This window comes from Bradyrhizobium sp. CFUWI, assembly GCF_056429085.1.
The window spans coordinates 26,020-49,192 of sequence record NZ_JBWJZE010000023.1 but is presented as its reverse complement, the minus strand read 5'-3'; the positions used below and the strand labels follow the sequence as shown (position 1 = coordinate 49,192).

The following is a 23,173-nucleotide window of genomic DNA, read 5'->3' as shown; positions in this document are numbered from 1 at the left end:
GAGGTGAAGCGGCCGCAGCGTCACTGCCTAGCGCGGAATGGGTTTAGGTTAAATCGACTGCCGCAGGTCGTTCACCTCTCCCGCAAGCGGGAGAGGGAGCGCACCTGCCTTGGAGCAATCAAATCTGATCCCATCCCGCCTAGCGCTTCCAGTTGCAGATGCCGCCGGTGCGGCAGGGCCAGGTCTGGATGCGGGTGTCCATCGCCTGTGCGTCGAGCGGGTTGCCGTGACGATGCGCCAGCTTCGCGCGGGCTGCGCCGCGCGGCTGCGCGCTCTTCGCATGCGCGGCCTTCGGCTCGGCCACACGGACGCGCTCGGCGGCCACCTTCTTCGGCACGTCGACGGGCTCCGCGCGCGCCTGCGCCTCGTTGCCGCCGCGCGCCTCGAGGGCGACCGGTGCGAACCGCGTCTCGGGCCCGAGCCGCTTCGGCGACAGCACGGCCCTGGAGAGATCGAGACCGAGATATTCGTCTGGCTTGTAGTCGTCAGCGCGAGCGATGCCGCCCCATGCGATGACGAGGGCAACGGCAATTGCAAAAGAACCGCTTTTCAGGACCACGGTCGCCTCCTGAAATTCCAATATGAAAGGGGTAATTTACCCCTATTTAGGACGCATCGCGCGTAATTCCAGCGGCCAGGTGCCGCCGTGGTTAAGAAGTTTGGCGGTGTCAGGCGACCTTTCGCGTCGCCCCCGTCCCGTCCAGGAAACCCATCAAGCGGCTGCGAATGATCTGTTCCGCCTCTTCCATGATCCGATCGATGAGTTCCTTGCAGGAGGGGATGTCATGGATCAACCCTGCGACCATGCCGCAACTCCAGGCGCCGGCGTCCATCTGGCCTTCCAGCATGATCTTGGGGTAGACGCCCGCAACCTGGTCGTGGATGTCGTCGATCTTCAGCTTGTCGCCCTTCTCGCGCTCGATCTCGATGAGACGATCGACGTTGGCATTTCTGAGCACGCGCTCGGTATTGCGCAAGCTGCGCATGATCAGGCGGGTATCGAGCTCGGTTGCCGCGACCAGCGCGTTCTTCACGTTCTGATGCACCGGCGCCTCCTTGGTGGCGATGAAGCGCGTGCCCATGTTCATGCCGGCTGCGCCCAGCGACAATGCCGCGACCAGGCTGCGCCCGTCTGCCATGCCGCCGGAGGCGACGAACGGGATCTTCAATTCCTCCGCTGCGCGCGGCAGCAGGATCATGTTGGGAATGTCGTCCTCGCCGGGATGACCGCCGCACTCGAAGCCGTCGACGCTGACGGCGTCGCAGCCGATGCGCTCGGCCTTCAGCGAGTGGCGCACCGAGGTGCATTTGTGGATGACCTTGATGCCGGCGGCCTTCAGCGCCGGCATGTAGGCTTCCGGGCTGCGGCCAGCGGTCTCCACCGCCTTGATGCCGCCCTCGACGATGGCGGCGATGTATTCCGGATAAGGCGGCGCCGAGAAGGCCGGCAGGAAGGTAAGGTTCACGCCGAACGGCTTGTCGGTCATGTCGCGGCAGCGCGCGATCTCCTTGGCGAGCAGCTCCGGCGTCTTCTGGGTGAGACCGGTGATGATGCCGAGCCCGCCGGCATTGGAGACAGCGGCGGCCAGCTCGGCAAAGCCGACGAAATGCATGCCGCCCTGGATGATGGGATGTTCAATGCCGAACAGCTCGGTGATCGCTGTCTTCACTTGGTTTCTCCTCCCGGAATTCGCTTCTGTTGGGGTCAGTCTAGCCGGACTTTTGCGACGCGGTCACCATTTCTCTCCCAATGGGCGGATCTCCATTTCAAAGGTCCAGGCGCTCTTCGGCTGCTGGTAGAGCTGTCAATAGGCGTCCGCGACCGAGGACGGCGGCATCAAGAGATCGGGATTATCAAGCGCATCGGGCTCGAGGATCTCACCGCCGGCGGCCTCGATATCCTTCACCAGCGGCGCCAGCTTATCGCCGTTGCGGCGGCCGGTGCTGCTCTCATACCTCATTCCGAGGAGCCCTTGCGACGAAGCAATCCAGAATTCTTCTCCGCCGAGGGAATCTGGATTGCTTCGCTGCGCTGGCAATGACGCAAGCGGCGGCGGGCATGCCTCAATGCCCCCGCACTGGCGCACCCAGCTTGATCGGCCGCAGTACCGCCGCCGTGCTCGAGCAGGCGGAACATGGTTCCGGCCATGTCAACGCGCCGTCATTCGTAGTCGCCCTGCCAAAAAGGAAGCGCGGCATCACGCCGCGCTCGTCTCGATAGTCTGAGAGGAGCAGCTGTCTCAGTGCGTCTTCGTCCGATGCCATTTCTCGAGATCGGGCTTCACCTCGTCCGATCCCTGCTCCTTTTCCGGGTTGCCCTTCCAGGGCTTGTCCGTCTGTCTGTGCGAACCCCAATCATTCTGATCACGGGGATCGTCGGTAGGGCGTTCCTTGCTCATCGGTTGATCCTTCCGCTACACGAACGGGGCGCCGTAATAGGCATTGATACCGCGCACGGCCGCCTCATCGCGCCAGTTCCATTCGGTCTTCTCGCCGTATCTCGGAGCACCTTCCAGATCCTTGGCCGTGATCGCGGTAATGTAGCCGCCAAGTTCGGTGTCGTACTTGAGGGATTGCCAGGGCAACGGATAATGATCATTGCCGAGGCCGAGGAATCCACCGAAACCAAGCACCGCGTAGGAGACCTTGCCGCTGATCTTGTCGATCATCACCCGTTCGATCGAACCGATCTTGTTCCGATCGGCGCCGAAGACCGATGTTCCCTCGACCTTGTCGCTTCCGATCAGCCGGCCCATTTCGTCGCGGTCCAGTTCGCCCTGATTCAGCATCGTCATTCTCCACTCAGTCATATGTGAATCAATCGCGAGGGGGCCGCGATCGTTCCGGACGTGTTCCCGGAGCGCGCCAGGAACATCGCAGGAAAGGAGCCGTTCTCTGAGCTCACACACTCAGCCAGGGTTTCGCACGATGTCCCAGACCGTCTCCGACTTCATCGTCCAGCGTCTGCATCAATGGGGCGTGCGCCACGTCTTTGGCTATCCCGGCGACGGCATCAACGGCGTGTTCGGCGCGATGAACCGGGCCGAAGGCAAGATCGGCTTCATCCAGGCCCGGCACGAGGAGATGTCGGCCTTCATGGCCACCGCTTACGCGAAATTCTCTGGGGAACTCGGCGTCTGCATTGCGACCTCGGGCCCCGGCGCCTCGCATCTCATCACCGGGCTCTACGATGCGTTGCTCGATCACCAGCCGGTGCTGGCGATCGTCGGCCAGCAGGCCCGCAATGCCCTCGGCGGGCACTACCAGCAGGAGCTCGACCTGCTCTCGATGTTCAAGGACGTCGCCGGAGCCTACGTCATGCAGGCATCCTCGCCTGCACAAGTGCGGCACCTGATTGATCGCGCGGTTCGGATCGCGCTGGCGCGGCGGACCCCCACCGTGATCATCCTGCCCAACGACCTGCAGGAGGAGCCTTACGAAAGCCCGCCGCGCGCCCACGGCACGCTGCATTCCGGCATCGGCTACAGCGCACCCAGCATCACGCCGCGCGAGGCCGATCTCGATCGCGCCGCGGAGGTCCTCAATGCCGGCAAGAAGGTTGCGATGCTGGTCGGCGCCGGCGCGCTTGGCGCCACCGACGAGGTGATCGCCGTCGCCGACCGGCTGTCGGCCGGCTGCGCCAAGGCACTGCTCGGCAAGGCGGCGCTGCCCGACGATCTGCCGTGGGTCACCGGCGCGATCGGCCTGCTCGGCACCGAGCCCAGCTACAACATGATGATGGAATGCGACACGCTGCTGATGGTCGGCTCGGCCTTTCCCTATGCCGAATTCCTGCCGAAGGAAGGCGCCGCACGCGGCGTGCAGATCGACATCGACGCCAGCATGCTGTCGATCCGCTTTCCCATGGAGGTCGGCCTCGTCGGCGATGCCGCGGAGACACTGCGCGCATTGTTGCCGCGACTGAAAGCCAAGGCCGACGGCGCCTGGCGCCAGCGGATCGCAGATGACGTCGCCAAATGGTGGAAGACGCTGGATGGCCGCGCACATCAGCCGGCGGCGCCGGTCAATCCGCAGCTCGTCGCCTGGGAATTGTCCCCGCGCCTGCCCGAGCGCGCGATCGTCACCAGCGATTCCGGCTCCTGCGCAAACTGGTTCGCACGCGACCTGAAGATGCGGCGCGGCATGATTGCCTCGCTCTCCGGCGGCCTCGCCTCGATGGGTGCCGCCGTGCCCTATGCGCTCGCCGCGAAGTACGCCCATCCGGATCGGCCAGTGATCGCCCTCGTCGGCGACGGCGCGATGCAGATGAACAACATGGCCGAATTGATCACCGCGGCGAAGTACTGGCGCAACTGGAAGGATCCGCGCTTCATCGTCTGCGTCTTCAACAACGAGGACCTCAACCAGGTGACCTGGGAGCAGCGTGTCATCAATGGCGATCCCAAGTTCGAGGCCTCGCAGCGCATACCGGACGTCCGCTATTCCCGGTTCGCAGAGATGATCGGCCTGCACGGCATCTTCGTCGACAGCCCGGAGCAGCTCGGCTCGGCCTGGGAGCAGGCATTGGCGAGCGCGATGCCCGTGGTGCTGGAGGTGAAGACCGATCCCGAAGTGCCGCCGCTGCCGCCGCATATCACGCTGCAGCAGGCCAAGAACTTCTCCCTCGCCCTGCTGAAGGGCGATCCGAACGAAGCTGGGATGATCAAGGGAGCGGCGCGGCAGGTGCTCGAAACGATCCTGCCCGGAAAGGAATGAGGTGAACCATGAGCGACTTCCGCGATATCCAGCACGGCGTCAACGATCCCGTCGATGGCGTCGACGTAAAACGCCACTTCAACGACAACACGACGCCGCACCAACGCGCGCAGCGCCATGCCGACGTGCGTGCCGACGCCACGGCCGACGCCGCCGAGCCCTTTCTGCCCGAGCGGCTTCGGCGCAAACCGACCGACCCCATCAATCCGCGCACCGGGCGGCATCCCGCAGATTAGCCGTTAGGAACCACGGCCCCTGCGACGTGTTGATCGGCGCCAACATCGCGCGGCATGAGGCCGCGCATCCGAAAGGAGGGACCGAACATGAAACGTGCCGTCATCGTCCTCGCCTGCGTACTCTTCGCTGGTCCTGCGCTCGCCCAATCGCTGGGCGAGAAGACCGGCGTCAATTCGGCGCTCGGCGTCGCACCTTCCACCCCCGACTTCGTCAAGCAGGTCGCGATCAGCGACATGTTCGAGATCGAGTCGAGCAAGCTTGCCCAGCAGAAGGGCAACGCGCAGGAGAAGAGCTTTGCGCAGCAGATGATCACCGATCACACAAAGACCAGCACCGAGCTCAAGGGCCTGGTCGGCGACAAGAAGATCCAGGCCACGCTTCCGACGGAGCTCGACAGCTCACACCAGAGCAAGCTCGACAAGCTCAAGAGCGCGACCGGCAGGGACTTCAGCTCGGACTACAATTCCTATCAGGTCAGCGCTCATGAAGACGCCGTGTCGCTGTTCGAGCGTTACGCCAAGGGCGGCGACAATGCCGAGCTCAAGAATTGGGCCGGCAAGACGCTCCCCGCCCTGAAGCACCATCTCGACATGGCCAAGGAGCTCGGCAAGGCGCCGAGCGTCGGCCAGTCCAAGTAACGGGGTTCACCGGGGAGGCCGCCGCGCGGCGTCCTCCTCGTCCCGCAACGATGTCCGCCAACGGGTGATACGCGACACGGCACGTCACAGGAACATTCATTGTCATACAGAATTTACACGACGGTCACGAAAAATATCTCGCCAGACCGATGGCACTTGTAAAAGTAAAACCCACTCGGATCGATCAGGCGATCGCAAGCGAAATTGCGCGCGACACCAATTCAGGCATAGAGCAAGCCGCCCAGACTCTGACCTGGGCTGCGGACGAGCACGTGCTGCTCGCGCTCGCTGCGGCTGGATGGCTCTACGCCCAGATCCGGCGGCCCGAAGCGCGCCCTGCGGCAAATCATGTGTTGGCAGTCTCGTTGGCAACTGCGGTGCTGCCGCACCTGCTCAAGTCCCTGTTTGACCAGATCAGGCCCGACCGACTGACGCTGCTGGGTCATGCACACGGCGTTCCCATCTCGGGGCGGTCCCGCGATGCGTTCCCTTCCGGCCATGCCTTGCACATGGGCGCGCTGGCCTCGGCGGCCGGGCTGCTGAACTCCGTCCCACGCCGGCTGGTGCGCTCAACTGCCGTGGCCCTGTCATTGACGCGCGTCGTCGTGCTCGCGCACTGGACCAGCGACGTGGTGGCAGGCTTCGCGCTTGGCGTGATCGTCGAGCGGCTGTTGAGGCCGTTCACGCTGGCGAAGCGGCCGCCTCAAGCCTCGTGGATACGGCCATGACCGAATATCTCGTGCGCTTCATCGCCGGCGGTCTGATCGTCTCCGCTTTCGCGATCTTGGGCGACATGCTGCGGCCGAAGAGTTTTGCCGGGCTGCTTGGCGCGGCGCCGTCGGTTGCGCTGGCCACGCTCAGCATTGCCATCGTCCAGCACGGCCCGCAATATGCCGCCGCCGAGAGCTGGACGATGATCTACGGCGCCATCGCGCTCGCCTGTTACAGCCTCGCCGTCTGCCATCTCCTGATAAGGTTTCATCTCGCCGCATTGCCGGCCACCGTCGTCGCTTTTGCGGTATGGCTCGTCGTCGCCTTCGGTCTGCTCGCTGGCTTCGGAGGTGCGGCGTAATGCTAGTCAAGCTGTCTTCATCGGCGCTCAAACAGACGCGATGGTACGAGTATGGTGTTCGCTTTCTGCTCGGCGGGCTGGCAACGGTCGTTACGGGGGTCGTGAGCTCACGTTTCGGCGTCTCCGTCGGCGGGCTCTTCCTCGCGCTTCCCGCCATCTTCTGCGCCAGCGCCACGCTGATCGAAAGCCATGAACGCCGCGCCAAGGAGAAGGCCGGCCTCAGTGGAGGCAGGCGCGGGCAGCAGGCCGCCGCGCTCGATGCTGCGGGTGCCGGCCTCGGAAGCATCGGTCTCGCAGCATTCGCCGCGGTCTTCTACGTCGTGGTGTCGACGACCGCGATCGGGGCATTCGTCGCCGCCATTCTGGTATGGGCGGCGGTTGCGGTCTCGGCGTGGTGGTTGAGGCGAAAGCTTCGCATCACCTCCCGGGCCGCGCAGACCGAGCGCACCGCGCATTCAGCGAGGCGCCGCGGCACCGTCCCGTAGCATCAACGTCTCGGCTCAGACCGTCTTCGCATCCTCCGTCCGCGGGGGTTGCAGCCCCGGGCTGTTGGCCCAGTGCTCGACTTGCTCGATGACCTTCTGGTGGCTTGGACGAACCGGTTTGGAGGCTTCCGGCTCTTCGGAAAGCTTGCGGGGCAAGCATCTGGAGACCTTTTCGCCCTCTCATGGAACCCGCGCCGGGTTAGTTCGTTGAGTAACCTACTCAACCTACTCAATTTGTGTGAACGACCATGAACGAGCTTCGCGCTGAGCGCCTTCAGGTCATGCTCTCACCGGAAGAATTGGCCGCCGTCGACGATTTCCGGTTCAAACACCGCATGCCGACGCGGGCGGCAGCGGTCCGCGACCTTCTCAGGTTCGGACTGGCCGCCGCGGGCGTCGAGGCGGGGGCTGGTGTGAAGTCCAGCAGCTTCGGCGTATTCGGCCGAGGACCGGACGGACACACCCACGGAGATCCAGAGGGCGGCAACGGGACTGAGCCGTAGACGCCGGCCACAAGCAAACGACCCCGGCACGGTGGGTGCCAGGGCCGTCCTTGGAGATTGCTTCCGGCGCACCGGGGGCATGCCAACCGGAAGCAACCTGTCGACTCCACGCCCGAGGATTCGTTCCCCGCGCGAAAGCTGGAGTTCGGTCTGAAGCGCGATGCGATCAGGATGAATCATCATCGCGCTTTAGGTTGTTGTTTAAGCATGATCTTTTCGGAAAACCGCTGCGCACTTTTCCGGATCATGCTTTAGCCGCTCGGCGCGCCGCCGGAATCATCCGGCGTCATGCCGGAGCCGGGCGTCTTGCTGTTATCGTTCAGCTTCGGATCGCGCGTCGCTTCCCGCGAGGGGGAACCTTTCGGATCCGCCTTGTGCACGGACTGTGCACGCTGCTTGTCGCGAGGCTGCTCCTCAGCGCGCTTGTCCTTGACGATGCCGTGGTCGGAATGGGCCATGATGTGCCTTCGCCTCTCGTGATGTCTCGAAGCGCTTACGCACTGCGGCGTCGAATGTTCCGGCTTGGTCCTAAAGCATGATCCGGAAAAGTGCGCAGCGGTTTTCCGAAAAGATCATGCTTAAACAACAACCTAAAGCGCGATGACGATTCTTCCTGATCGCATCGCGCTTTAGCTGTGCGTCGCATGGACCGCGGCCGATGCACTCCCCAGATGCACCTGGCGCACCGTCGTCACCGTCGCAAACGCGACCGAGACGCCAAAGGCGAAAATCAGGGAAAGCAGAACCAGACGTGGAGCCATCGCAAACCTCCTTCTGGAATCGAAAACCGACGCAATTGACTATTTCCCGATCATCCTGGATTGGTCGCTTGCATTCCGTGAGCGGTCTCACACGCGAATCACCAACCGGAGAACGCTCACGCGTCCCGCTGTTGAGGGAAGCGACCCGGAACGGGCGGGACCTCGCCATCCAGCCAATCCTGCTCGTGAGCGAGGGCGGTCCAGGCGTCCGCCATACGCGAATAGCGCTTGTGCGCGGGTTGTCCTTCGGCGCGCTCGGCGAGCTGAAGGCAATTGTCGGCATTGTCTCTGAAGATGTCAGACTGTTTCATGGAAAAGACGTGGGGACGGAACTCCCGGGTCGCAATGGCCCTTACCGCATCGTAACGTTCAGGGAACTTCGCCCGCCATCCGCAGTTGATATCGATGCGAGTTCTCGTCGCCATCATGATGGCATTCATCAGCACTGTTGCGCTTGCCGACAGCACCGGTGCACGAAAGCCTCTCGACCGCCCGCCGAGCGCAACCGACGTCATCAGCGGCCTCTACAATTTCAGCCGCTTTCAGCAGGGTCTGCTGGAGAGCACCGATCTGAAGGGCAACGCCGAGGTCAAGCACCTCGCCGCCTTGCGCGCCGAGGAAGCGGCCAAACGCGACAAGGCGCTGAAGCAGATTCAGGAGACGATCGGCGCCGAGCCCCGCGTCGGCAAGACGACGCCCGTCGCCGCCAGCCTGATCGAGCCCGAAACTTCGGACGGACCGAGCTACGTCCGAAGCTTCTATGCCTCGCAGATTCCCGAATATGAATCGGCCATCAAGCTGCTCGAAAGCTATCTGAAGGCGCCCGACAACATTGCGCTCGCGGCCTTCGCGCGCGAGCTGCTGCCGGTGCTGCGCGCGCAGGTCAAGGATGCCGAGCGGACCATGGCGGACAAGTAGTCCCCCTATTTGTCGTTCGGATGATGCTGCTGGCTCTCCGGCCGCACGGTGCGGTTGCTCTCCGGCATCCTGTCCCGGCCCGCATCGCCATTGTCGTCCTTGCCGCCCGAAGATGAGGTCCCGCTTCCGCTAGGGTTGGAGCGGGCTGCCCTCCCCGTGGTCGGGGAATCCGCCTTGGGGTTGGCCGAGCTGGCGGCGGGGTCGCCGGTCACCGCCCCGCGACCGCTGGGGGCGCCGCCCTGGGCCAAGGCCGCCCCGGCAAACAGCACGACGATCATCGCGGCAAGTCCTGCTTTCATGTCCATTCTCCCTCTGCGCGCGGGCTAACCGCGAGGCGCGGCGCTCCGTTCCGAAGGGGGACCGGTGACACCGCAGGCCGCCGGCATCGTCTGTTTTTCGAAGCCGTGTGGAACCAAATCAGGGGTTTGCGGTTAATGGCGTTGGGCTGAGCAAGACAGGTTCCATTTCCTCGCGCCGCAACCTTGGCGCTTGATTTCGAATTTGGCTGACGCTCTATTTTGACCAATTGCGTCTTGCCTTGGATTCGGGCGACGCCTGCGGGGGAAAATAAGTATGAGCGACCTCGATCCCGGAACTGCATCACGCTCCGGTCGTCGCGTCCCAAAGCCAAAAACCAATGGTTTGTCTGATCCGGATTCCCGGGCCGAATTGCTGCTGGCCCTGCAGGCCATGCGCAGCGGCGATTTCTCGGTGCGCATGAGCGGCGACTATCTCGGCATCGACGGCAAGATCGCCGACACTTTTAACGAAATCATCGCCGCCAACCAGCGCATGGCGCAGCAACTCGAGCTGGTGGGCCAGGTGGTCGGCCGCGAAGGCAAGACCCGGCAGCGCGTGAAATTCGGCCTCGCCTCGGGCTCCTGGGCCGACATGGAAGGCTCCGTCAACACGCTGATCGACGATTTGCTGTGGCCGACGCGCGAGGTGACGCGCGCGGTCGCGGCCGTCGCGCAGGGTGACCTGCTCCAGACCGTCAAGCTCGACGTCGACGGCCGTCCGCTGCGCGGCGAGTTCCTGCAGTCGGCGACCATCGTCAACACCATGATCAAGCAGCTCGGCGTGTTCACCTCCGAGGTGACGCGCGTGGCGCGCGAGGTCGGCACCGAAGGCAAGCTCGGCGGCCAGGCCCAGGTGCCTGAGGTGACCGGCGTCTGGAAGGACCTCACCGAGAGCGTCAACTCGATGGCGAACAACCTGACCAACCAGGTTCGCAACATCGCCGAGGTGACGATCGCGGTCGCCAACGGCGACCTCTCCAAGAAGATCACGGTCGACGTCCGCGGCGAGATCCTGCAACTCAAGGAAGCCATCAACACGATGGTGGACCAGCTCCGCTCCTTCGCCTCCGAAGTGACGCGCGTGGCGCGCGAGGTCGGCACCGACGGCAAGCTCGGCGGCCAGGCCATCGTGCCCGGCGTCGCCGGCACCTGGAAGGACCTGACCGACTCCGTCAACGCGATGTGCGGCAACCTGACCGCACAAGTGCGCAACATCGCCAACGTCACCACCGCCGTGGCGCGCGGCGACCTGTCGCGCAAGATCACGGTGGACGTGCGCGGCGAGATCCTGGAGCTGAAGGACACCATCAACACCATGGTGGACCAGCTCAACTCCTTCGCTTCGGAAGTGACGCGCGTGGCGCGCGAGGTCGGCACCGAAGGCAAGCTCGGCGGCCAGGCCCAGGTGCCCGGTGTCGCCGGCACCTGGAAGGACCTCACCGACAACGTCAACTTCATGGCCTCGAACCTCACCGCGCAGGTCCGCAACATCGCCGACGTCGCAACCGCCATCGCGAGCGGCGACCTCTCGAAGAAGATCACGGTGAACGTCTCGGGCGAAATCCTTCAGCTGAAGGAGACGCTCAACACCATGGTCGACCAGCTCAACGCCTTCGCCGGCGAAGTCACGCGCGTCGCCCGCGAGGTCGGCACCGAGGGCCGGCTCGGCGGACAGGCCAACGTGCTCGGCGTCGCCGGCACCTGGAAGGACCTCACCGAGAGCGTCAACTCGATGGCGTCGAACCTCACCGCGCAGGTCCGCAACATCGCCGAGGTGACGACCGCGGTCGCCGGCGGCGACCTGTCGAAGAAGATCACGGTCGACGTGCGCGGCGAGATCCTGGAGCTGAAGGACACCATCAACACCATGGTGGACCAGCTCAACGCCTTCGCCGGCGAAGTCACGCGCGTTGCCCGCGAAGTCGGCACCGAAGGCAAGCTCGGTGGCCAGGCCGTCGTGCGCGGCGTCGGCGGAACCTGGAAGGATCTCACCGACAGCGTCAACTCGATGGCCTCGAACCTGACCGGCCAGGTCCGCAACATCGCCGAGGTCGCGACCGCGGTCGCCAAGGGCGATTTGTCGAAGAAGATCACGGTGAACGTCTCGGGCGAAATCCTTCAGCTGAAGGAAACCCTGAACACCATGGTGGACCAGCTCAACGCTTTCGCCGGCGAAGTGACGCGCGTCGCCCGCGAGGTCGGCACCGACGGCAAGCTCGGCGGTCAGGCCGGCGTGCCCGGCGTCGCCGGCACCTGGAAGGACTTGACCGACAGCGTCAACTCGATGGCGGGCAACCTCACCGCCCAGGTCCGCAACATCGCCGAAGTCGCGACCGCGATCGCCGGCGGCGACCTGTCGCGCAAGATCACCGTGGACGTGCGCGGCGAGATCCTTCAGCTCAAGGACACGCTGAACACGATGGTCGACCAGCTCAACCGCTTCGCGGGCGAGGTGACGCGCGTGGCGCGCGAGGTCGGCACCGAAGGCCGCCTCGGCGGTCAGGCCAACGTGCCCGGCGTCGCCGGCACCTGGAAGGATCTCACCGACAGCGTGAACTCGATGGCGGGCAACCTCACCGCCCAGGTCCGCAACATCGCCGAAGTGACCACCGCCGTGGCGCGCGGCGACTTGTCGCGCAAGATCACCGTCGACGTGAAGGGCGAAATTCTCGAGCTCAAGAACACCATCAACACCATGGTGGACCAGCTCAATGGCTTTGCCGGCGAGGTGACCCGCGTGGCGCGCGAGGTCGGCACCGAAGGCAAGCTCGGCGGCCAGGCCGAGGTGCCCGGCGTCGCCGGCACCTGGAAGGACCTCACCGACAACGTCAACTTCATGGCCTCGAACTTGACCGCCCAGGTCCGCAACATCGCCGAGGTCGCGACCGCGATCGCAGGCGGCGACCTGTCGAAGAAGATCACGGTGGACGTGCGCGGCGAGATCCTGCTGCTCAAGGACACCTTGAACACGATGGTCGAGCAGCTCCGCTCCTTCGCCGCCGAAGTGACGCGCGTCGCCCGCGAGGTCGGCACCGAGGGCCGCCTTGGCGGTCAGGCCGTCGTCCCCGGCGTCGGCGGCACCTGGAAGGACCTCACCGACAACGTCAACCTCCTGGCGGCGAACCTCACCACACAGGTCCGCAACATCGCCGAGGTGACCACGGCGGTCGCGCGCGGCGACCTCTCCCGCAAGATCACCGTCGACGTCAAGGGCGAAATCCTCGAGCTGAAGAACACCATCAACACCATGGTGGACCAGCTCAACGCCTTCGCCGGCGAAGTGACGCGCGTGGCGCGCGAGGTCGGCACCGAAGGCAAGCTCGGCGGCCAGGCTCAGGTGCCCGGCGTCGCCGGCACCTGGAAGGACCTCACCGACACCGTGAACTTCATGGCGGCCAACCTCACCGAGCAGGTGCGCGGCATCGTCAAGGTCGTCACGGCCGTCGCCAACGGCGATCTGAAGCAGAATCTCACCGTCAAATCGAAGGGCGAGGTCGCGGCCCTCGCCGACACCATCAACAACATGACCGAGACGCTCGCGACCTTCGCCGACCAGGTGACATCGGTGGCGCGCGAAGTCGGCGTCGAAGGCCGGCTCGGCGGTCAGGCCAACGTGCCGGGCGCCGCCGGCACCTGGAAGGACCTCACCGGCAACGTCAACCTGCTCGCCGCCAACCTTACCTCGCAGGTGCGCGCGATCGCCGAGGTCGCGACCGCCGTCACCAAGGGCGACCTGACGCGGTCGATCCAGGTCGACGCCCGCGGCGAGGTGGCCGAGCTGAAAGACAACATCAACACGATGATCACGAATCTCCGTCTCACCACGGACGTGAACACCGAACAGGACTGGCTGAAGACCAATCTGGCGAAATTCACCAACATGCTGCAGGGCCAGCGCGATCTCGCCACCGTCGGCCGGCTGCTTCTCACCGAGCTGTCGCCGCTGGTGAACGCGCATACCGGCGTGATCTACCAGGTCGAGAGCGAGGACAATCCGCAGCTCCTGCTGCTGGCTTCCTACGCCAGCGACGGCGTCTATCCGTATCCCCGCGTGTTGCAGTTCGGCGAAGGCCTGATCGGCCAGTGCGCGCTTGACAAGCGGCCGCGCGTCGTCGGCGAGATTCCATCCGACGTGGTGCCGATCAACTCGGCGCTGTTCCGCGTCGCGCCGAAGAACCTCGTCGTGCTGCCGGTGCTGTTCGAAGGCCAGGTCAAGGCTGTGATCGAGCTCGCCTCGCTCGTCTCCTTCACGACCTCGCAGATGACGTTCCTGGAGCAGCTCACCGACTCCATCGGCATCGTGCTCAATTCGATCGAAGCGACGATGCAGACCGAAGGCCTGCTCAAGCAGTCGCAGCAGCTCGCCGGCGAGCTCCAGACCCAGCAGCGCGAATTGCAGCAGACCAACGACCAGCTCGAGCAGAAGGCGCAGCAGCTTGCCGAGCGCAACGTCGAGGTCGAACGCAAGAACCAGGAGATCGAGCAGGCCCGCCGCGCCCTGGAGGAGAAGGCGACCGAGCTCGCCCTGACCTCGAAGTACAAGTCCGAATTCCTCGCCAATATGAGCCACGAGCTGCGCACGCCGCTGAACTCGATCCTGATCCTGGGACAGCAGCTCACCGACAATCCGGACGGCAACCTCACGGCCAAGCAGGTCGAATTCGCCCGCACCATCCACGGCGCCGGCACCGACCTGCTCAATCTCATCAGCGACATTCTGGATCTGTCCAAGATCGAATCCGGCACGGTGACGGTCGACGCCGAGGAAATCCTGACCGCCAACCTGCTCGAGACCGTCGGACGGCCGTTCCGGCACGAGGCGGACAACCGCAATCTGTCGTTCAAGATCGACGTCGATCCGACCCTTCCGCGCAGCATCGTCACCGACTCCAAGCGGCTGCAACAGGTGCTGAAGAACCTGCTCTCCAACGCTTTCAAGTTCACCGCCGAAGGCGAGGTGCGCCTGAAGGTCACCGCCGCGGTCGGCGGCTGGGGAACGGATCACCCGGTGCTGAACTCCGCACCGGCCGTGATCGCGTTCGAAGTGTCCGATACCGGCATCGGCATTCCCCTGGAGAAGCAGAAGCTGATCTTCGAGGCGTTCCAGCAGGCCGACGCCGGCACCAGCCGCAAATACGGCGGCACCGGTCTCGGACTTGCGATCAGCCGCGAACTCGCCAGCCTGCTCGGCGGCGAGATCCATCTGCGCAGCTCGCCGGGCAAGGGCTCGTCGTTCACGCTTTATCTGCCGCTCAAATATTCCGGTCCGACGCTCGCGCCGCGCGCGGCGCCTGCGCCGCAGCAACACGGCCAGCCGCCGGCGCTACAGACGGCCGCGCCCGACCAGCAGCGCGTCATCGAGCAGCTTCCCGACGACCGGCTCAACATCGAGCCCGGTGACACCATCCTCCTGATCGTCGAGGACGATCCGCACTACGCCCGCGTGCTGGTCGATCTGGCCCGCGACAAGGGCTTCAAGGTGCTTGTCGCCGCCCGCGGCGCGGAGGCGCTCGAACTCGCCAAGCAATACCAGCCGAGAGCCGTCTCGCTCGACATTTTCCTGCCTGACATGCTCGGGTGGACCGTATTGAGCCAGCTCAAGCACAATCCGCTGACCCGCCACATCCCCGTGCAGATCATCACGCTGGACGAGGACCGCCAGCATGCGCTGGCGCGTGGCGCGTTCTCCTTCGTCAACAAGCCGACGACGACCGAAGGCGTTTCCGCGGCGCTGACCCAGATCAAGGAATATGCCCGGCCGCGGCGCAAGCGGCTGTTGATCGTCGAGGACAACGAGGCCGAGCAGCTCTCGATCCGCGAGCTGCTGCATCACGACGACATCGAGATCGTCACGACGGACACCGGCGCCGGTGCGCTCTCGACGTTGCGCCAGACGCCCTGCGACTGCGTGGTGCTGGACCTCCGCCTGCCCGACATGAGCGGCTTCGAGGTGCTGGATCAGATCCGCAACGACGAGGCGCTGTCGAACGTTCCGGTCGTCGTCTTCACCGGCCGCGAGCTTTCGGCCGAGGAGGACGCGGAACTCCACACCATGGCGCGCAGCATCGTGGTCAAGGGCGTGGAATCGCCAGAACGGCTGCTCGACGAGACCGCACTGTTCCTGCACCGCGTGATCACCGAGCTTCCGGTCGAGAAGCAGCGCATGCTGGAGAAGCTGAACAGTTCCGACGAGGACCTGATCGGCAAGACGGCCCTGCTCGTGGACGACGACGCCCGCAACATCTTCGCGCTGTCGAGCGTGCTGGAACGGCGCGGCATGAAGGTGCTGACGGCCACGACCGGCAGCGAGGCGGTGACGCTGGTCGAATCCAATCCGGAAATCGCCATCGTGCTGATGGACATCATGATGCCGCAGATGGATGGATATCAGACCATCGGCGTCATTCGCGAAAACCCGGCTTTCGCCCGCCTTCCGATCATCGCGCTGACCGCCAAGGCGATGAAGGGTGATCGTGAGAAGTGTCTGGAGGCCGGCGCGTCCGACTATCTCGCCAAACCCGTCAACACCGATCAATTGCTGCTTGCGATCCGCATGTGGCTGCACCGCTGAGTTGGATCCGCATATGGACCACGAAAAGGTCAACATCCTCCTCGTCGACGACCAGCCCGCCAAGCTGCTCGCCTATGAGGTGATCTTGAAGGATCTCGGCGAGAACCTCGTGATCGCCTCGTCGGGGCGCGAGGCGCTGGAAGTGCTGCTCAAGACCGAGATCGCAGTGATCCTGGTCGACGTCTGCATGCCCGAGCTCGACGGCTTCGAGCTCGCCGCGATGATCCGCGAGCATCCACGCTTCCAGAAGACCGCGATGATCTTCATCTCCGCCATCCAGGTCAGCGACATCGACCGGTTACGCGGCTACGAGATGGGCGCGGTCGACTACGTGCCGGTACCGGTCGTGCCGGAAGTCCTGCGCGCCAAGATCAAGGTGTTTGCCGAGCTCTACCGCAAGACCCGCGAGCTCGAACGGCTGAACCAGGAGCTTGAGGATCGCGTCCGCGCACGCACGGCGGAACTGGAGAACTCCACCGCGAAGCTGCGCGAGAGCGAACAACGGCGCAGCATGGCGATCGCGGCCGGCAAGATGGGATCCTGGGATTGGGACTGGATCAGCGGCGATTGGATGTGGGACGAAGGGCAGTATCGCATCTTCGGCGTCAGCCCCGAGAGCTTCGAGGTCAACCCGGCCAACGTTCAAGCGCTGTTGCATCCCGACGACGTCGATCAATTGCGCAAGGCGATCGCCGAGTTCAACAGGGGCACGCGGGCCTACGAGACCGAGTTCCGCATCATGCGGCCCGACGGAGAAGTGCGCTGGTGCGTCGGCACGGCGGCGGCGACGGTGGACGATAGCGGTCGCGTCGTCCGCGTCAGCGGCGTCACCGTGGACATCACCGAACGCAAGCGTGCCGAGGAACGGCAGAATCTGCTGGCGCGGGAAGTCGATCATCGCGCCAAGAACGCGCTGGCGCTGGCGCAGTCGATCGTGCGTCTCACCCGGGCCGACGAGGTCAAGGCCTATGTCAACGCCGTCGAGGGCCGCATCAACGCGCTGGCGCGCGTGCACACCATCCTGTCGCTGTCGAGCTGGCAGGGTGCCGAGCTCTCCAGGCTGATCGACGAGGAGCTGGCGCCCTATTCGCTCGGCGGCCAGATCATATTGGCAGGTCCGCAGGTCCAGTTGCTGCCGGCCACGGCCCAGACGCTGGCGCTCGCCCTGCACGAGCTCTTCACCAACTCGGCAAAGTACGGTGCCCTCTCGACCAGGTCGGGGCGGCTCACGATCGGCTGGCAGGTCGAGGACCAATTGCTGACGCTGAGCTGGGAGGAATCGGGCGGTCCGCTCGTCATGACGCCGAAATCGCGCGGCTTCGGCACGCGGAGCCTGCTGGCGAGCGTGGAGTCCCAGCTCGGCGGACAAGCGCGGTTCGATTGGCGAGCCGAGGGCCTGTTGTGTCGCTTGGAAGTGCCGTTGACCCGCAAGCCGGCGGCGACGCCCCTATCCGAGAAGTTCGAGGACACCGGCTCGGCCGAATTGCAGCGCGCATCCGGCTAGCTAGCCGGACGCGGCGCTCGTCATGCGTCGCGGCGTCCGCAGTTCGCGCGCAACCCGTCCCTCGAGCCAGGCTTCCGTCTGGGCGAGATCGCGTAATGCCCTGGCGTAGCGGCGCGCCGCGCATCGCTCCGCCCCGCGCGGCAGCTTGCGGGCCTTGCGAAGAATGTCCGCGGCCGCGTTGCGATAGGCCAGCGAGCGGTAAAGAAAGACCACCTTACCCATATCGATGCTCCCCGTGTTGCCGGACCTCATCCTGGCAAACCCGGCATGAACGTCGGATGAAGCCGGCGATGAAATTCCTTCATTCATCTGGAACCAGCGAATTGTCGCCCGCGTTTGCATGCCAAATCGGGATGCAGTTCCCATGCGCACAAAGAAGTCGTCAGACCTGATCTCTGCGACCGGCCTCATCAAGCTGATGACGCATACATTGATGGGTGCCGCCCTCGGCCTCGCCTTCAGTCTCGCGCTGATCCTGTGTAATCCCGCCGTCGCCAGCCTGCTGAATAACGGCGGAAGCCAGGCCGCGATCGTCTTCGCTCTCACATTGGTGACGACCTTCGCGATCGGCGCGACGCTCACCGGCGTCGTGTTCATCCTCACCGAGGACAAGCAATCTTGAAACGGTGCTGAGGCGCGGAGCGAACCTTTGCTGGGAACTCCTGCCTGAGTGGCGGTTGGCTGCCTGCGTCAATTTAACTCACCGGTTTCAGTGCTGAGCCCGCGGCCCGCGGAATTCGTCTTCACGAGACGCTCGAGCTCGGCACGCTTGCGTCCGATCAGAAGTTGGGCCGTAGCATCGTCGAGACCCGCGCGCTGCAATTGCCGGATGGCAGAGCCCAGTTCGAGAATCTCGGCGCGTAACCTCAAGATCCGGTAAGTGTCCGGGCCCTCATCCACGGCGCCCCCTCGAAGATTTCAGCGGCGCGTGGCCGCGCGCCCGGGAATACCGACTGTCTTCACGAGACGAAGGCGCACCCGGTCGTGGACGTCGGGCAGGACATCGCCGCCGCCGGCCGCCTTCCATTCGCCGATCAGCAAGTTGATCTTTCGGCGCAGATCCATCTGCGCCAGAGCCTGTTCGGTGCAATCGCGATCCCCGTTGATGCGATCACGCACGGAAGCCTCGACGTCGGCCATCTCCAGCCTCAAGGCGCTGATTTTACGTCGAATTTCATTAATTCTGTTGTCCATGGCTTGTTAGAACAAAATAAGAACATATAGTCAAGCCACGATTTGAAGACGGAGACGACGGATGCAGGTTCAGGGTAAATACGACGCCAGGATCTTTCTCGCCGCGCAAATGACCCGGGCGCAGGGGCTGAGGCTGAAACGGTTGAGCGAAGAGGCCTATCAGCCCGCACAATATGCGCGCGATCTGTCCTTCACCGAGGCCGCGCGGCGCATCCAGGTGCTGGAGGCGGAGATCGAGCTGGCGAACTCCTTCTAGGCTTTCGCCTGGAACGTCGTGCGCTGCTTCGGAACCATGCCTGTGTCGAACGGTTCTCCCCGGCCAAGGGAGAACATGCATGGCACGCAAGGCAAAGAAACGCCGCTACTCGCGCAGCTCCGGCAGCGACGTCGAAAGCGAGATGCGTCGTTACAAGAAGGGCACGGCCAAGAGCGGTCGCAAAGGCCGCGGCGGACGCGTGAAGAGTCGCAAGCAGGCGATCGCGATCGGGCTGTCGAAGGCGCGCAAGAAAGGCAAGAAGGTCCCGAAGAAAGCTGCGAAGAAGAAGTCCTCCAAGAAGCGGACGACCAAGAAGGCGGCCAAGAAGGCGGCCAAGAAATCGTCGAAGCGCAAATCCAGCAAGCGTTGACGCTGACCCGGCTCAGATCATGCTGCCCGGCATGAAGCAGCGGATCGAGACCCCGAAAGCGGTCTTCACCGGCCACACCATGGTGCGGCCGGCGCGGTTCGGCTCGGTGATTACGGCTTCGTCCGGCACCTCGATCCACTCGCCGTCGAGACGCACGCGATAACGTCCGTTGTGCGATTCCCAGTCGGGATCGGCGACGGCAAAACCGTCGGCGTCCGAGCAGCACGGACCGAGGTGGCTGCGCAGGCTGTCGAACCACGGCTTGAGCGGCGAGTTCGCGTAGCGGCCGTCGTCACGACCGAGCGCGGTTCCACCCCAGAGCACCAACGGCGCCGCAAGCAGCGCACCCCTCAGCGAGAGCTTCAATCGATCCATGTCGGCACCGATCAAATCCGAACCACCGGCCAGTTCCACAAAGCGGCGGCAGGTTCGGAGTTCCACGCTTGCAACCCGTTCACGGCGTCATTGCCGCGGCGGACCTTGACCAAGTTCGAAGTGTTATGGGCGAACACGGCTTTTTCATATGAACCGGGTCACCATCCCTGCCGTTAACGAGAATGTTATCGATTGGCGTCGCAATTCTGTCGGTGAACGGAAAAGGCGGCCCGGAGGGCCGCCTTTTTGGTTTCTGCCGATAGATGTTCGCCTCAGGCGAGTGGCACCGCGACGAACCTCGTCGCCTCGGCGCTTCTGACCTGCAACAGCACGCTGCGCTTGCCGGACGCTTTGGCCTCCGCCAGCTCCGAGCGGACGTCGCCGACATTGGCAACGGCCTTGCCGCCGACATTGAGGATGACGTCGCCGGTCTGGATGCCGCGCTGCGCCGCCGGTCCTTGCGGATCGACCTCGGTGACGACAACGCCCTTCTGGCCAGCGCCCTGGACCTCGCCGGCCGGAGCAAGGCCGAGCCCGAGACGTGGCGCGCCGGCGCCCGGCTGCTCTCGGCCCTGGTCGGCACCGCCATTTGCTTTGGCCTGCCGCTCGTTCGGCAACTCGCCGAGGGCGAGCGTCAGCGTCTTGGTCGTGCCGTTGCGGAAGACGTCGAGCTTCACCGAGCTACCCGGGGCCAGGGTGGCGATGGTACGGGCGAGTTCGCGGGAATCCTTGATCGCGGTGCCGTTGACGGCGGTGATGACGTCGCCCGCCGCGATGCCGGCCTTCGCCGCGGGGCTGCCGTCCTGCGGATTGTCGACGATGGCGCCGCGCGCCTCCTTCAGGCCCAGGCTGTCGGCGATGTCGGCCGTCACCGGCTGCACCTGCACGCCGAGCCAGCCGCGGGTCACCGCGCCCTTGTCCTTCAGCTGCGCGACGACGAGCTTTGCGGTCGAGGCCGGAATGTCGAAGCCGATGCCAACCGAGCCGCCGGAGGGCGAGAAGATCGCGGTGTTCACGCCGATCACGTTGCCGCTCATGTCGAAGGCCGGGCCCCCGGAATTGCCCTTGTTGATGGGCGCGTCGATCTGGATGAAGTCGTCGTAGGGACCGTTGCCGATGTCGCGGCCGCTGGCCGAGACGATGCCGGCGGTCACGGTGCCGCCGAGACCGAAGGGATTGCCGACCGCGACCACCCAGTCGCCGATGCGCGGCTTCTGGTCGGAGAATTTGACGAACGGAAAGTCCGTCTTGCCGTCGACCTTGATCAGCGCGAGATCGGTCTTCGGGTCGGTGCCGACGACCCTCGCGGTGTAGCTCGTGCCGTCATCCATCGTCACCTGCACTGACGCGGCCTGGTCGACGACGTGGTTGTTGGTCACGGCATAGCCGTCGGCGGAGATGAAGAAGCCGGAGCCTTCGCCGGTGATCATCTGATGGCGCTGGCGCGGCATGCCATTCGGGCCGCCGGGGAAGCGGAAGCCGAACTGCCGCGAGAACTGGTCGAACGGCGTCTCGCCGTCCTGATCCATCCGGTTCTGTTGCAGCATGGCGCTCTTGTCGTTGTCCTGGTCGATCCTGACCCGCACCGAGATGACGGCGGGCTTGACCTTGCTGACCAGGTCACCGAAGCCCGGCGGCGTCGCGGCGGATTCGGCGGCCTGGGCCGGCGCGATGAAGGAGCTCGGACCGAACTTTGAAGAGCCGGGAGAAGCCGCCAGCACGGCGACGCCGAGCGCGGCCACGGTGCCGAGCAGCGCGAGCCGGCGCGGCCTCAATATCTTGCGGGATGTCGGGGTGTCGGAATTGGCGCGATCGTTCATGTCTTAATGTCCATGTTGGGTAATTGTCGCCTTGGGTCCAACATGGACATCGTCACCTTACGGCGTCCCGTCCGTCCGATTAAATCTTGGCAAAGAACAAGCGATGGCTGCGGCAAGGTCGTCCCTCGCATTTGATGCAGCTCAACGCGGGTCTGCCCGGCAGTGAAAGACTGCGGCCACCGGATGATGGCCATCGGAGGCGCCCCATGTACAAAGACATTCTCGTCCACATCCCCACCGAACGTCCCATGCGTCCCGTGATCGACGGCTCGATTTCGCTCGCGGCGCAGTTCAACGCCCATCTCGACGCGGTCGCGGTCGGCTATGTCGCGACCAGTGCAGCCTACGTGATGGAGGGCGGCGCCGCGGTGGCGGCCGTGTTCGAACTGGAACGCGAGCGCGCCGCGGAGCGGGCCGAGGCCGCGCTCTCAGTCTTCGAAATCGAAGCGGCGAACGCCGGCATCGCCTACGCCTGCCGCCCGCTCGGCGCGATCCCGGTGGACGCAGCCGGCTCGCTCGGCGAGATGGCGCGGCTGCACGACCTCAGCGTCGTGCTTCAGCCCGATCCGGCGCAAGGCTCGTTCGACAACGACGTGCCGGGCGAGATCCTGTTCCAGTCGGGCGGCCCGGTGCTGTTCCTGCCTTACACTTTCCACGGAGCGTTCAAGGCGGAGCGGGTCGGCATCTGCTGGGACGGCAGCCGCGTCGCCGCCCGCGCCGTGCACGACGCAGCACCGTTCCTGGCGCGCGCCGATGAGATCGTGATCATCACCATCAACGAGTCGAACGCGGTCTCCGACGAAGCTTCAGCGAACAGTCTGGCAAGACATCTCGGCCGGCGTGGACTGTCGACCCGCACGGTCGCCCTGTCGGCGACGCGCGCCGACATCCAGCCGACCATCCTGTCGCTGGCGGCCGACGAGGGGCTCGATCTCCTGGTGATGGGCGGCTACGGCCATTCGCGACTGCAGGAACGCGTTCTCGGCGGCGTCACGCGCGCCATGCTGGAAGCCATGACGGTCCCGACGCTGATGTCGCACTGAGACCAACAGGCGCCGTCACGCCGCAACCGGGGTCTCCCATGTCGGGGACGTTGCGGCGCCCTCGTCATGTTGCACGTTGCACGCGTCGAAATGCGCCTTGAGCTCGACCTCGGCGAGATATTCGAAATGTTCGGCCTGGCCGAGGAGTTCCCAGTTCTGAAGCGGCCGGTAGGCTGCCTGCTGACGACAGAGGGACGCCAGCGCCCGGTAGCGACGTACGTTCTCCATGAGACCCTCCCTCGCATTTGCAGAGCTTATTGCCCTTATTTGCGTCAGGCCGATGGCGGCTATGCAAAAGATTTGCTGCGCCCACCGCGCGCCTGGCCTTGCTGGTAGGAAATATATGTCCGGGCCAAAGTTCCAAACGGTGCCGGCTGACGCCCGGAACCGCGTCGCCGGACCTGAGAACTA

General features: G+C 64.6%; 28 protein-coding genes and 1 pseudogene. 14 read left to right on the top strand and 15 right to left on the bottom strand.

The genetic code is table 11. The features are described from left to right. Nucleotides 1–139: 139 nt before the first annotated feature. The 5 genes and pseudogenes from AC066S_RS32875 to AC066S_RS32855 form a co-directional block, all read right to left on the bottom strand. Complete coding sequence (locus AC066S_RS32875) at nt 140–559, bottom strand: hypothetical protein (protein ID WP_126256696.1); 420 nt, start codon at nt 557–559, stop codon at nt 140–142. A 109-nt stretch (nt 560–668) separates the two neighbouring features. Continuing rightward, the gene (locus tag AC066S_RS32870) at nt 669–1,670 is read right to left on the bottom strand and encodes an NAD(P)H-dependent flavin oxidoreductase (protein WP_135167837.1); all 1,002 of its coding nucleotides are present in this window, start codon (nt 1,668–1,670) and stop codon (nt 669–671) included. A gap of 63 nt (nt 1,671–1,733) precedes the next feature. Continuing rightward, nucleotides 1,734–1,868: pseudogene (locus tag AC066S_RS32865) on the bottom strand (short-chain dehydrogenase); the annotation flags it as partial. Between the two features lie 372 nt (nt 1,869–2,240). Beyond that, entirely contained in the window at nt 2,241–2,399 is a 159-nt protein-coding gene (locus AC066S_RS32860; protein ID WP_164718484.1) for a hypothetical protein, read from the bottom strand. Nucleotides 2,400–2,414: 15 nt separating this feature from the next. Beyond that, nucleotides 2,415–2,789 (bottom strand): PRC-barrel domain-containing protein, encoded by a 375-nt coding sequence (locus tag AC066S_RS32855; RefSeq protein ID WP_478271606.1) that lies wholly within the window; start codon nt 2,787–2,789, stop codon nt 2,415–2,417. Nucleotides 2,790–2,928: 139 nt separating this feature from the next. On the opposite strand from AC066S_RS32855, the gene AC066S_RS32850 reads away from it, so the two are divergent. The 7 genes from AC066S_RS32850 to AC066S_RS32820 all read left to right on the top strand — a co-directional run bounded on the left by AC066S_RS32850 (nt 2,929) and on the right by AC066S_RS32820 (nt 7,651). Continuing rightward, a complete protein-coding gene (locus AC066S_RS32850; protein WP_478271585.1) occupies nt 2,929–4,716 on the top strand; it encodes a thiamine pyrophosphate-requiring protein in 1,788 nt (595 codons plus the stop codon). A gap of 8 nt (nt 4,717–4,724) precedes the next feature. Then, complete coding sequence (locus AC066S_RS32845) at nt 4,725–4,952, top strand: hypothetical protein (RefSeq protein WP_126256699.1); 228 nt, start codon at nt 4,725–4,727, stop codon at nt 4,950–4,952. Between the two features lie 87 nt (nt 4,953–5,039). Then, on the top strand, nt 5,040–5,591 hold the full coding sequence (locus tag AC066S_RS32840) for a DUF4142 domain-containing protein (RefSeq protein ID WP_126256700.1): 552 nt from the start codon (nt 5,040–5,042) through the stop codon (nt 5,589–5,591). A 149-nt stretch (nt 5,592–5,740) separates the two neighbouring features. Further along, entirely contained in the window at nt 5,741–6,319 is a 579-nt protein-coding gene (locus AC066S_RS32835) for a phosphatase PAP2 family protein (RefSeq protein ID WP_478271584.1), read from the top strand. Beyond that, nucleotides 6,316–6,663, top strand: coding sequence for a DUF3147 family protein (locus AC066S_RS32830; protein WP_478271583.1), 348 nt, complete (start codon nt 6,316–6,318; stop codon nt 6,661–6,663). The genes AC066S_RS32835 and AC066S_RS32830 overlap by 4 nt, the downstream gene beginning before the upstream one ends. After that, the gene (locus AC066S_RS32825; protein ID WP_478271582.1) at nt 6,663–7,148 is read left to right on the top strand and encodes a hypothetical protein; all 486 of its coding nucleotides are present in this window, start codon (nt 6,663–6,665) and stop codon (nt 7,146–7,148) included. Before AC066S_RS32830 ends, AC066S_RS32825 begins: the two co-directional genes overlap by 1 nt. 248 nt (nt 7,149–7,396) lie before the next feature. After that, a complete protein-coding gene (locus tag AC066S_RS32820; protein WP_126256705.1) occupies nt 7,397–7,651 on the top strand; it encodes a hypothetical protein in 255 nt (84 codons plus the stop codon). A 251-nt stretch (nt 7,652–7,902) separates the two neighbouring features. Here the strand turns inward: AC066S_RS32820 and AC066S_RS32815 are convergent, their stop codons facing one another. The 3 genes from AC066S_RS32815 to AC066S_RS32805 form a co-directional block, all read right to left on the bottom strand. Next, complete coding sequence (locus AC066S_RS32815; RefSeq protein WP_126256706.1) at nt 7,903–8,109, bottom strand: hypothetical protein; 207 nt, start codon at nt 8,107–8,109, stop codon at nt 7,903–7,905. 171 nt (nt 8,110–8,280) lie between these two features. Continuing rightward, on the bottom strand, nt 8,281–8,412 hold the full coding sequence (locus AC066S_RS32810; RefSeq protein ID WP_283810151.1) for a hypothetical protein: 132 nt from the start codon (nt 8,410–8,412) through the stop codon (nt 8,281–8,283). Nucleotides 8,413–8,528: 116 nt separating this feature from the next. Continuing rightward, on the bottom strand, nt 8,529–8,723 hold the full coding sequence (locus tag AC066S_RS32805) for a hypothetical protein (RefSeq protein WP_126256773.1): 195 nt from the start codon (nt 8,721–8,723) through the stop codon (nt 8,529–8,531). A gap of 94 nt (nt 8,724–8,817) precedes the next feature. Here AC066S_RS32805 and AC066S_RS32800 point away from each other — a divergent pair, with 94 nt between their 5' ends. Then, nucleotides 8,818–9,330: a DUF4142 domain-containing protein gene (locus AC066S_RS32800; protein WP_478271581.1), complete on the top strand. Its 513-nt coding sequence runs from the start codon at nt 8,818–8,820 to the stop codon at nt 9,328–9,330. Nucleotides 9,331–9,335: 5 nt separating this feature from the next. On the opposite strand, the gene AC066S_RS32795 is transcribed toward AC066S_RS32800, so the two are convergent. Beyond that, nucleotides 9,336–9,629: a hypothetical protein gene (locus AC066S_RS32795; RefSeq protein ID WP_478271580.1), complete on the bottom strand. Its 294-nt coding sequence runs from the start codon at nt 9,627–9,629 to the stop codon at nt 9,336–9,338. A gap of 274 nt (nt 9,630–9,903) precedes the next feature. On the opposite strand from AC066S_RS32795, the gene AC066S_RS32790 reads away from it, so the two are divergent. Both AC066S_RS32790 and AC066S_RS32785 read left to right on the top strand, forming a co-directional pair. Further along, nucleotides 9,904–16,200, top strand: coding sequence for a HAMP domain-containing protein (locus AC066S_RS32790; protein ID WP_478271579.1), 6,297 nt, complete (start codon nt 9,904–9,906; stop codon nt 16,198–16,200). A gap of 13 nt (nt 16,201–16,213) precedes the next feature. After that, nucleotides 16,214–17,704 carry an HWE histidine kinase domain-containing protein gene (locus AC066S_RS32785; RefSeq protein WP_126256710.1) on the top strand — a complete coding sequence of 497 codons (1,491 nt, stop codon included), beginning with the start codon at nt 16,214–16,216 and terminating at the stop codon, nt 17,702–17,704. Here the strand turns inward: AC066S_RS32785 and AC066S_RS32780 are convergent, their stop codons facing one another. Then, nucleotides 17,705–17,926 (bottom strand): hypothetical protein, encoded by a 222-nt coding sequence (locus AC066S_RS32780; protein WP_478271578.1) that lies wholly within the window; start codon nt 17,924–17,926, stop codon nt 17,705–17,707. Nucleotides 17,927–18,068: 142 nt separating this feature from the next. On the opposite strand from AC066S_RS32780, the gene AC066S_RS32775 reads away from it, so the two are divergent. After that, nucleotides 18,069–18,326 carry a hypothetical protein gene (locus tag AC066S_RS32775; RefSeq protein WP_126256712.1) on the top strand — a complete coding sequence of 86 codons (258 nt, stop codon included), beginning with the start codon at nt 18,069–18,071 and terminating at the stop codon, nt 18,324–18,326. A 68-nt stretch (nt 18,327–18,394) separates the two neighbouring features. Here the strand turns inward: AC066S_RS32775 and AC066S_RS32770 are convergent, their stop codons facing one another. Continuing rightward, a complete protein-coding gene (locus AC066S_RS32770) occupies nt 18,395–18,604 on the bottom strand; it encodes a hypothetical protein (RefSeq protein ID WP_478271577.1) in 210 nt (69 codons plus the stop codon). Between the two features lie 18 nt (nt 18,605–18,622). Then, nucleotides 18,623–18,844 (bottom strand): hypothetical protein, encoded by a 222-nt coding sequence (locus AC066S_RS32765; protein WP_126256713.1) that lies wholly within the window; start codon nt 18,842–18,844, stop codon nt 18,623–18,625. A gap of 115 nt (nt 18,845–18,959) precedes the next feature. On the opposite strand from AC066S_RS32765, the gene AC066S_RS32760 reads away from it, so the two are divergent. Next, nucleotides 18,960–19,154 (top strand): DUF3072 domain-containing protein, encoded by a 195-nt coding sequence (locus AC066S_RS32760; RefSeq protein ID WP_126256714.1) that lies wholly within the window; start codon nt 18,960–18,962, stop codon nt 19,152–19,154. Nucleotides 19,155–19,233: 79 nt separating this feature from the next. Continuing rightward, nucleotides 19,234–19,524: a DUF6496 domain-containing protein gene (locus tag AC066S_RS32755; RefSeq protein ID WP_478271576.1), complete on the top strand. Its 291-nt coding sequence runs from the start codon at nt 19,234–19,236 to the stop codon at nt 19,522–19,524. Nucleotides 19,525–19,536: 12 nt separating this feature from the next. Here AC066S_RS32755 and AC066S_RS32750 read toward each other — a convergent pair whose 3' ends face one another. Together AC066S_RS32750 and AC066S_RS32745 are read right to left on the bottom strand one after the other, a co-directional pair. Beyond that, nucleotides 19,537–19,899: a hypothetical protein gene (locus AC066S_RS32750; protein WP_126256716.1), complete on the bottom strand. Its 363-nt coding sequence runs from the start codon at nt 19,897–19,899 to the stop codon at nt 19,537–19,539. A gap of 272 nt (nt 19,900–20,171) precedes the next feature. Continuing rightward, nucleotides 20,172–21,719 carry a Do family serine endopeptidase gene (locus AC066S_RS32745; RefSeq protein ID WP_478271575.1) on the bottom strand — a complete coding sequence of 516 codons (1,548 nt, stop codon included), beginning with the start codon at nt 21,717–21,719 and terminating at the stop codon, nt 20,172–20,174. Nucleotides 21,720–21,925: 206 nt separating this feature from the next. On the opposite strand from AC066S_RS32745, the gene AC066S_RS32740 reads away from it, so the two are divergent. Continuing rightward, nucleotides 21,926–22,762: a universal stress protein gene (locus AC066S_RS32740; protein WP_478271574.1), complete on the top strand. Its 837-nt coding sequence runs from the start codon at nt 21,926–21,928 to the stop codon at nt 22,760–22,762. 15 nt (nt 22,763–22,777) lie between these two features. Here the strand turns inward: AC066S_RS32740 and AC066S_RS32735 are convergent, their stop codons facing one another. After that, nucleotides 22,778–22,990, bottom strand: a complete 213-nt coding sequence (locus AC066S_RS32735) for a hypothetical protein (RefSeq protein ID WP_478271573.1) — start codon at nt 22,988–22,990, stop codon at nt 22,778–22,780. Nucleotides 22,991–23,173 lie beyond the last annotated feature (183 nt).

Bases quoted from the DNA above. Each gene is read 5' to 3' on its own strand.
- AC066S_RS32860 (WP_164718484.1), bottom strand. From the start codon at position 2,399: ATGAGCAAGGAACGCCCTACCGACGATCCCCGTGATCAGAATGATTGG.
- AC066S_RS32855 (WP_478271606.1), bottom strand. From the start codon at position 2,789: ATGCTGAATCAGGGCGAACTGGACCGCGACGAAATGGGCCGGCTGATC.
- AC066S_RS32850 (WP_478271585.1), top strand. From the start codon at position 2,929: ATGTCCCAGACCGTCTCCGACTTCATCGTCCAGCGTCTGCATCAATGG.
- AC066S_RS32845 (WP_126256699.1), top strand. From the start codon at position 4,725: ATGAGCGACTTCCGCGATATCCAGCACGGCGTCAACGATCCCGTCGAT.
- AC066S_RS32840 (WP_126256700.1), top strand. From the start codon at position 5,040: ATGAAACGTGCCGTCATCGTCCTCGCCTGCGTACTCTTCGCTGGTCCT.
- AC066S_RS32835 (WP_478271584.1), top strand. From the start codon at position 5,741: ATGGCACTTGTAAAAGTAAAACCCACTCGGATCGATCAGGCGATCGCA.
- AC066S_RS32830 (WP_478271583.1), top strand. From the start codon at position 6,316: ATGACCGAATATCTCGTGCGCTTCATCGCCGGCGGTCTGATCGTCTCC.
- AC066S_RS32825 (WP_478271582.1), top strand. From the start codon at position 6,663: ATGCTAGTCAAGCTGTCTTCATCGGCGCTCAAACAGACGCGATGGTAC.
- AC066S_RS32820 (WP_126256705.1), top strand. From the start codon at position 7,397: ATGAACGAGCTTCGCGCTGAGCGCCTTCAGGTCATGCTCTCACCGGAA.
- AC066S_RS32815 (WP_126256706.1), bottom strand. From the start codon at position 8,109: ATGGCCCATTCCGACCACGGCATCGTCAAGGACAAGCGCGCTGAGGAG.
- AC066S_RS32810 (WP_283810151.1), bottom strand. From the start codon at position 8,412: ATGGCTCCACGTCTGGTTCTGCTTTCCCTGATTTTCGCCTTTGGCGTC.
- AC066S_RS32805 (WP_126256773.1), bottom strand. From the start codon at position 8,723: ATGAAACAGTCTGACATCTTCAGAGACAATGCCGACAATTGCCTTCAG.
- AC066S_RS32800 (WP_478271581.1), top strand. From the start codon at position 8,818: ATGCGAGTTCTCGTCGCCATCATGATGGCATTCATCAGCACTGTTGCG.
- AC066S_RS32795 (WP_478271580.1), bottom strand. From the start codon at position 9,629: ATGAAAGCAGGACTTGCCGCGATGATCGTCGTGCTGTTTGCCGGGGCG.
- AC066S_RS32790 (WP_478271579.1), top strand. From the start codon at position 9,904: ATGAGCGACCTCGATCCCGGAACTGCATCACGCTCCGGTCGTCGCGTC.
- AC066S_RS32785 (WP_126256710.1), top strand. From the start codon at position 16,214: ATGGACCACGAAAAGGTCAACATCCTCCTCGTCGACGACCAGCCCGCC.
- AC066S_RS32780 (WP_478271578.1), bottom strand. From the start codon at position 17,926: ATGGGTAAGGTGGTCTTTCTTTACCGCTCGCTGGCCTATCGCAACGCG.
- AC066S_RS32775 (WP_126256712.1), top strand. From the start codon at position 18,069: ATGCGCACAAAGAAGTCGTCAGACCTGATCTCTGCGACCGGCCTCATC.
- AC066S_RS32765 (WP_126256713.1), bottom strand. From the start codon at position 18,844: ATGGCCGACGTCGAGGCTTCCGTGCGTGATCGCATCAACGGGGATCGC.
- AC066S_RS32760 (WP_126256714.1), top strand. From the start codon at position 18,960: ATGCAGGTTCAGGGTAAATACGACGCCAGGATCTTTCTCGCCGCGCAA.
- AC066S_RS32755 (WP_478271576.1), top strand. From the start codon at position 19,234: ATGGCACGCAAGGCAAAGAAACGCCGCTACTCGCGCAGCTCCGGCAGC.
- AC066S_RS32750 (WP_126256716.1), bottom strand. From the start codon at position 19,899: ATGGATCGATTGAAGCTCTCGCTGAGGGGTGCGCTGCTTGCGGCGCCG.
- AC066S_RS32745 (WP_478271575.1), bottom strand. From the start codon at position 21,719: ATGAACGATCGCGCCAATTCCGACACCCCGACATCCCGCAAGATATTG.
- AC066S_RS32740 (WP_478271574.1), top strand. From the start codon at position 21,926: ATGTACAAAGACATTCTCGTCCACATCCCCACCGAACGTCCCATGCGT.
- AC066S_RS32735 (WP_478271573.1), bottom strand. From the start codon at position 22,990: ATGGAGAACGTACGTCGCTACCGGGCGCTGGCGTCCCTCTGTCGTCAG.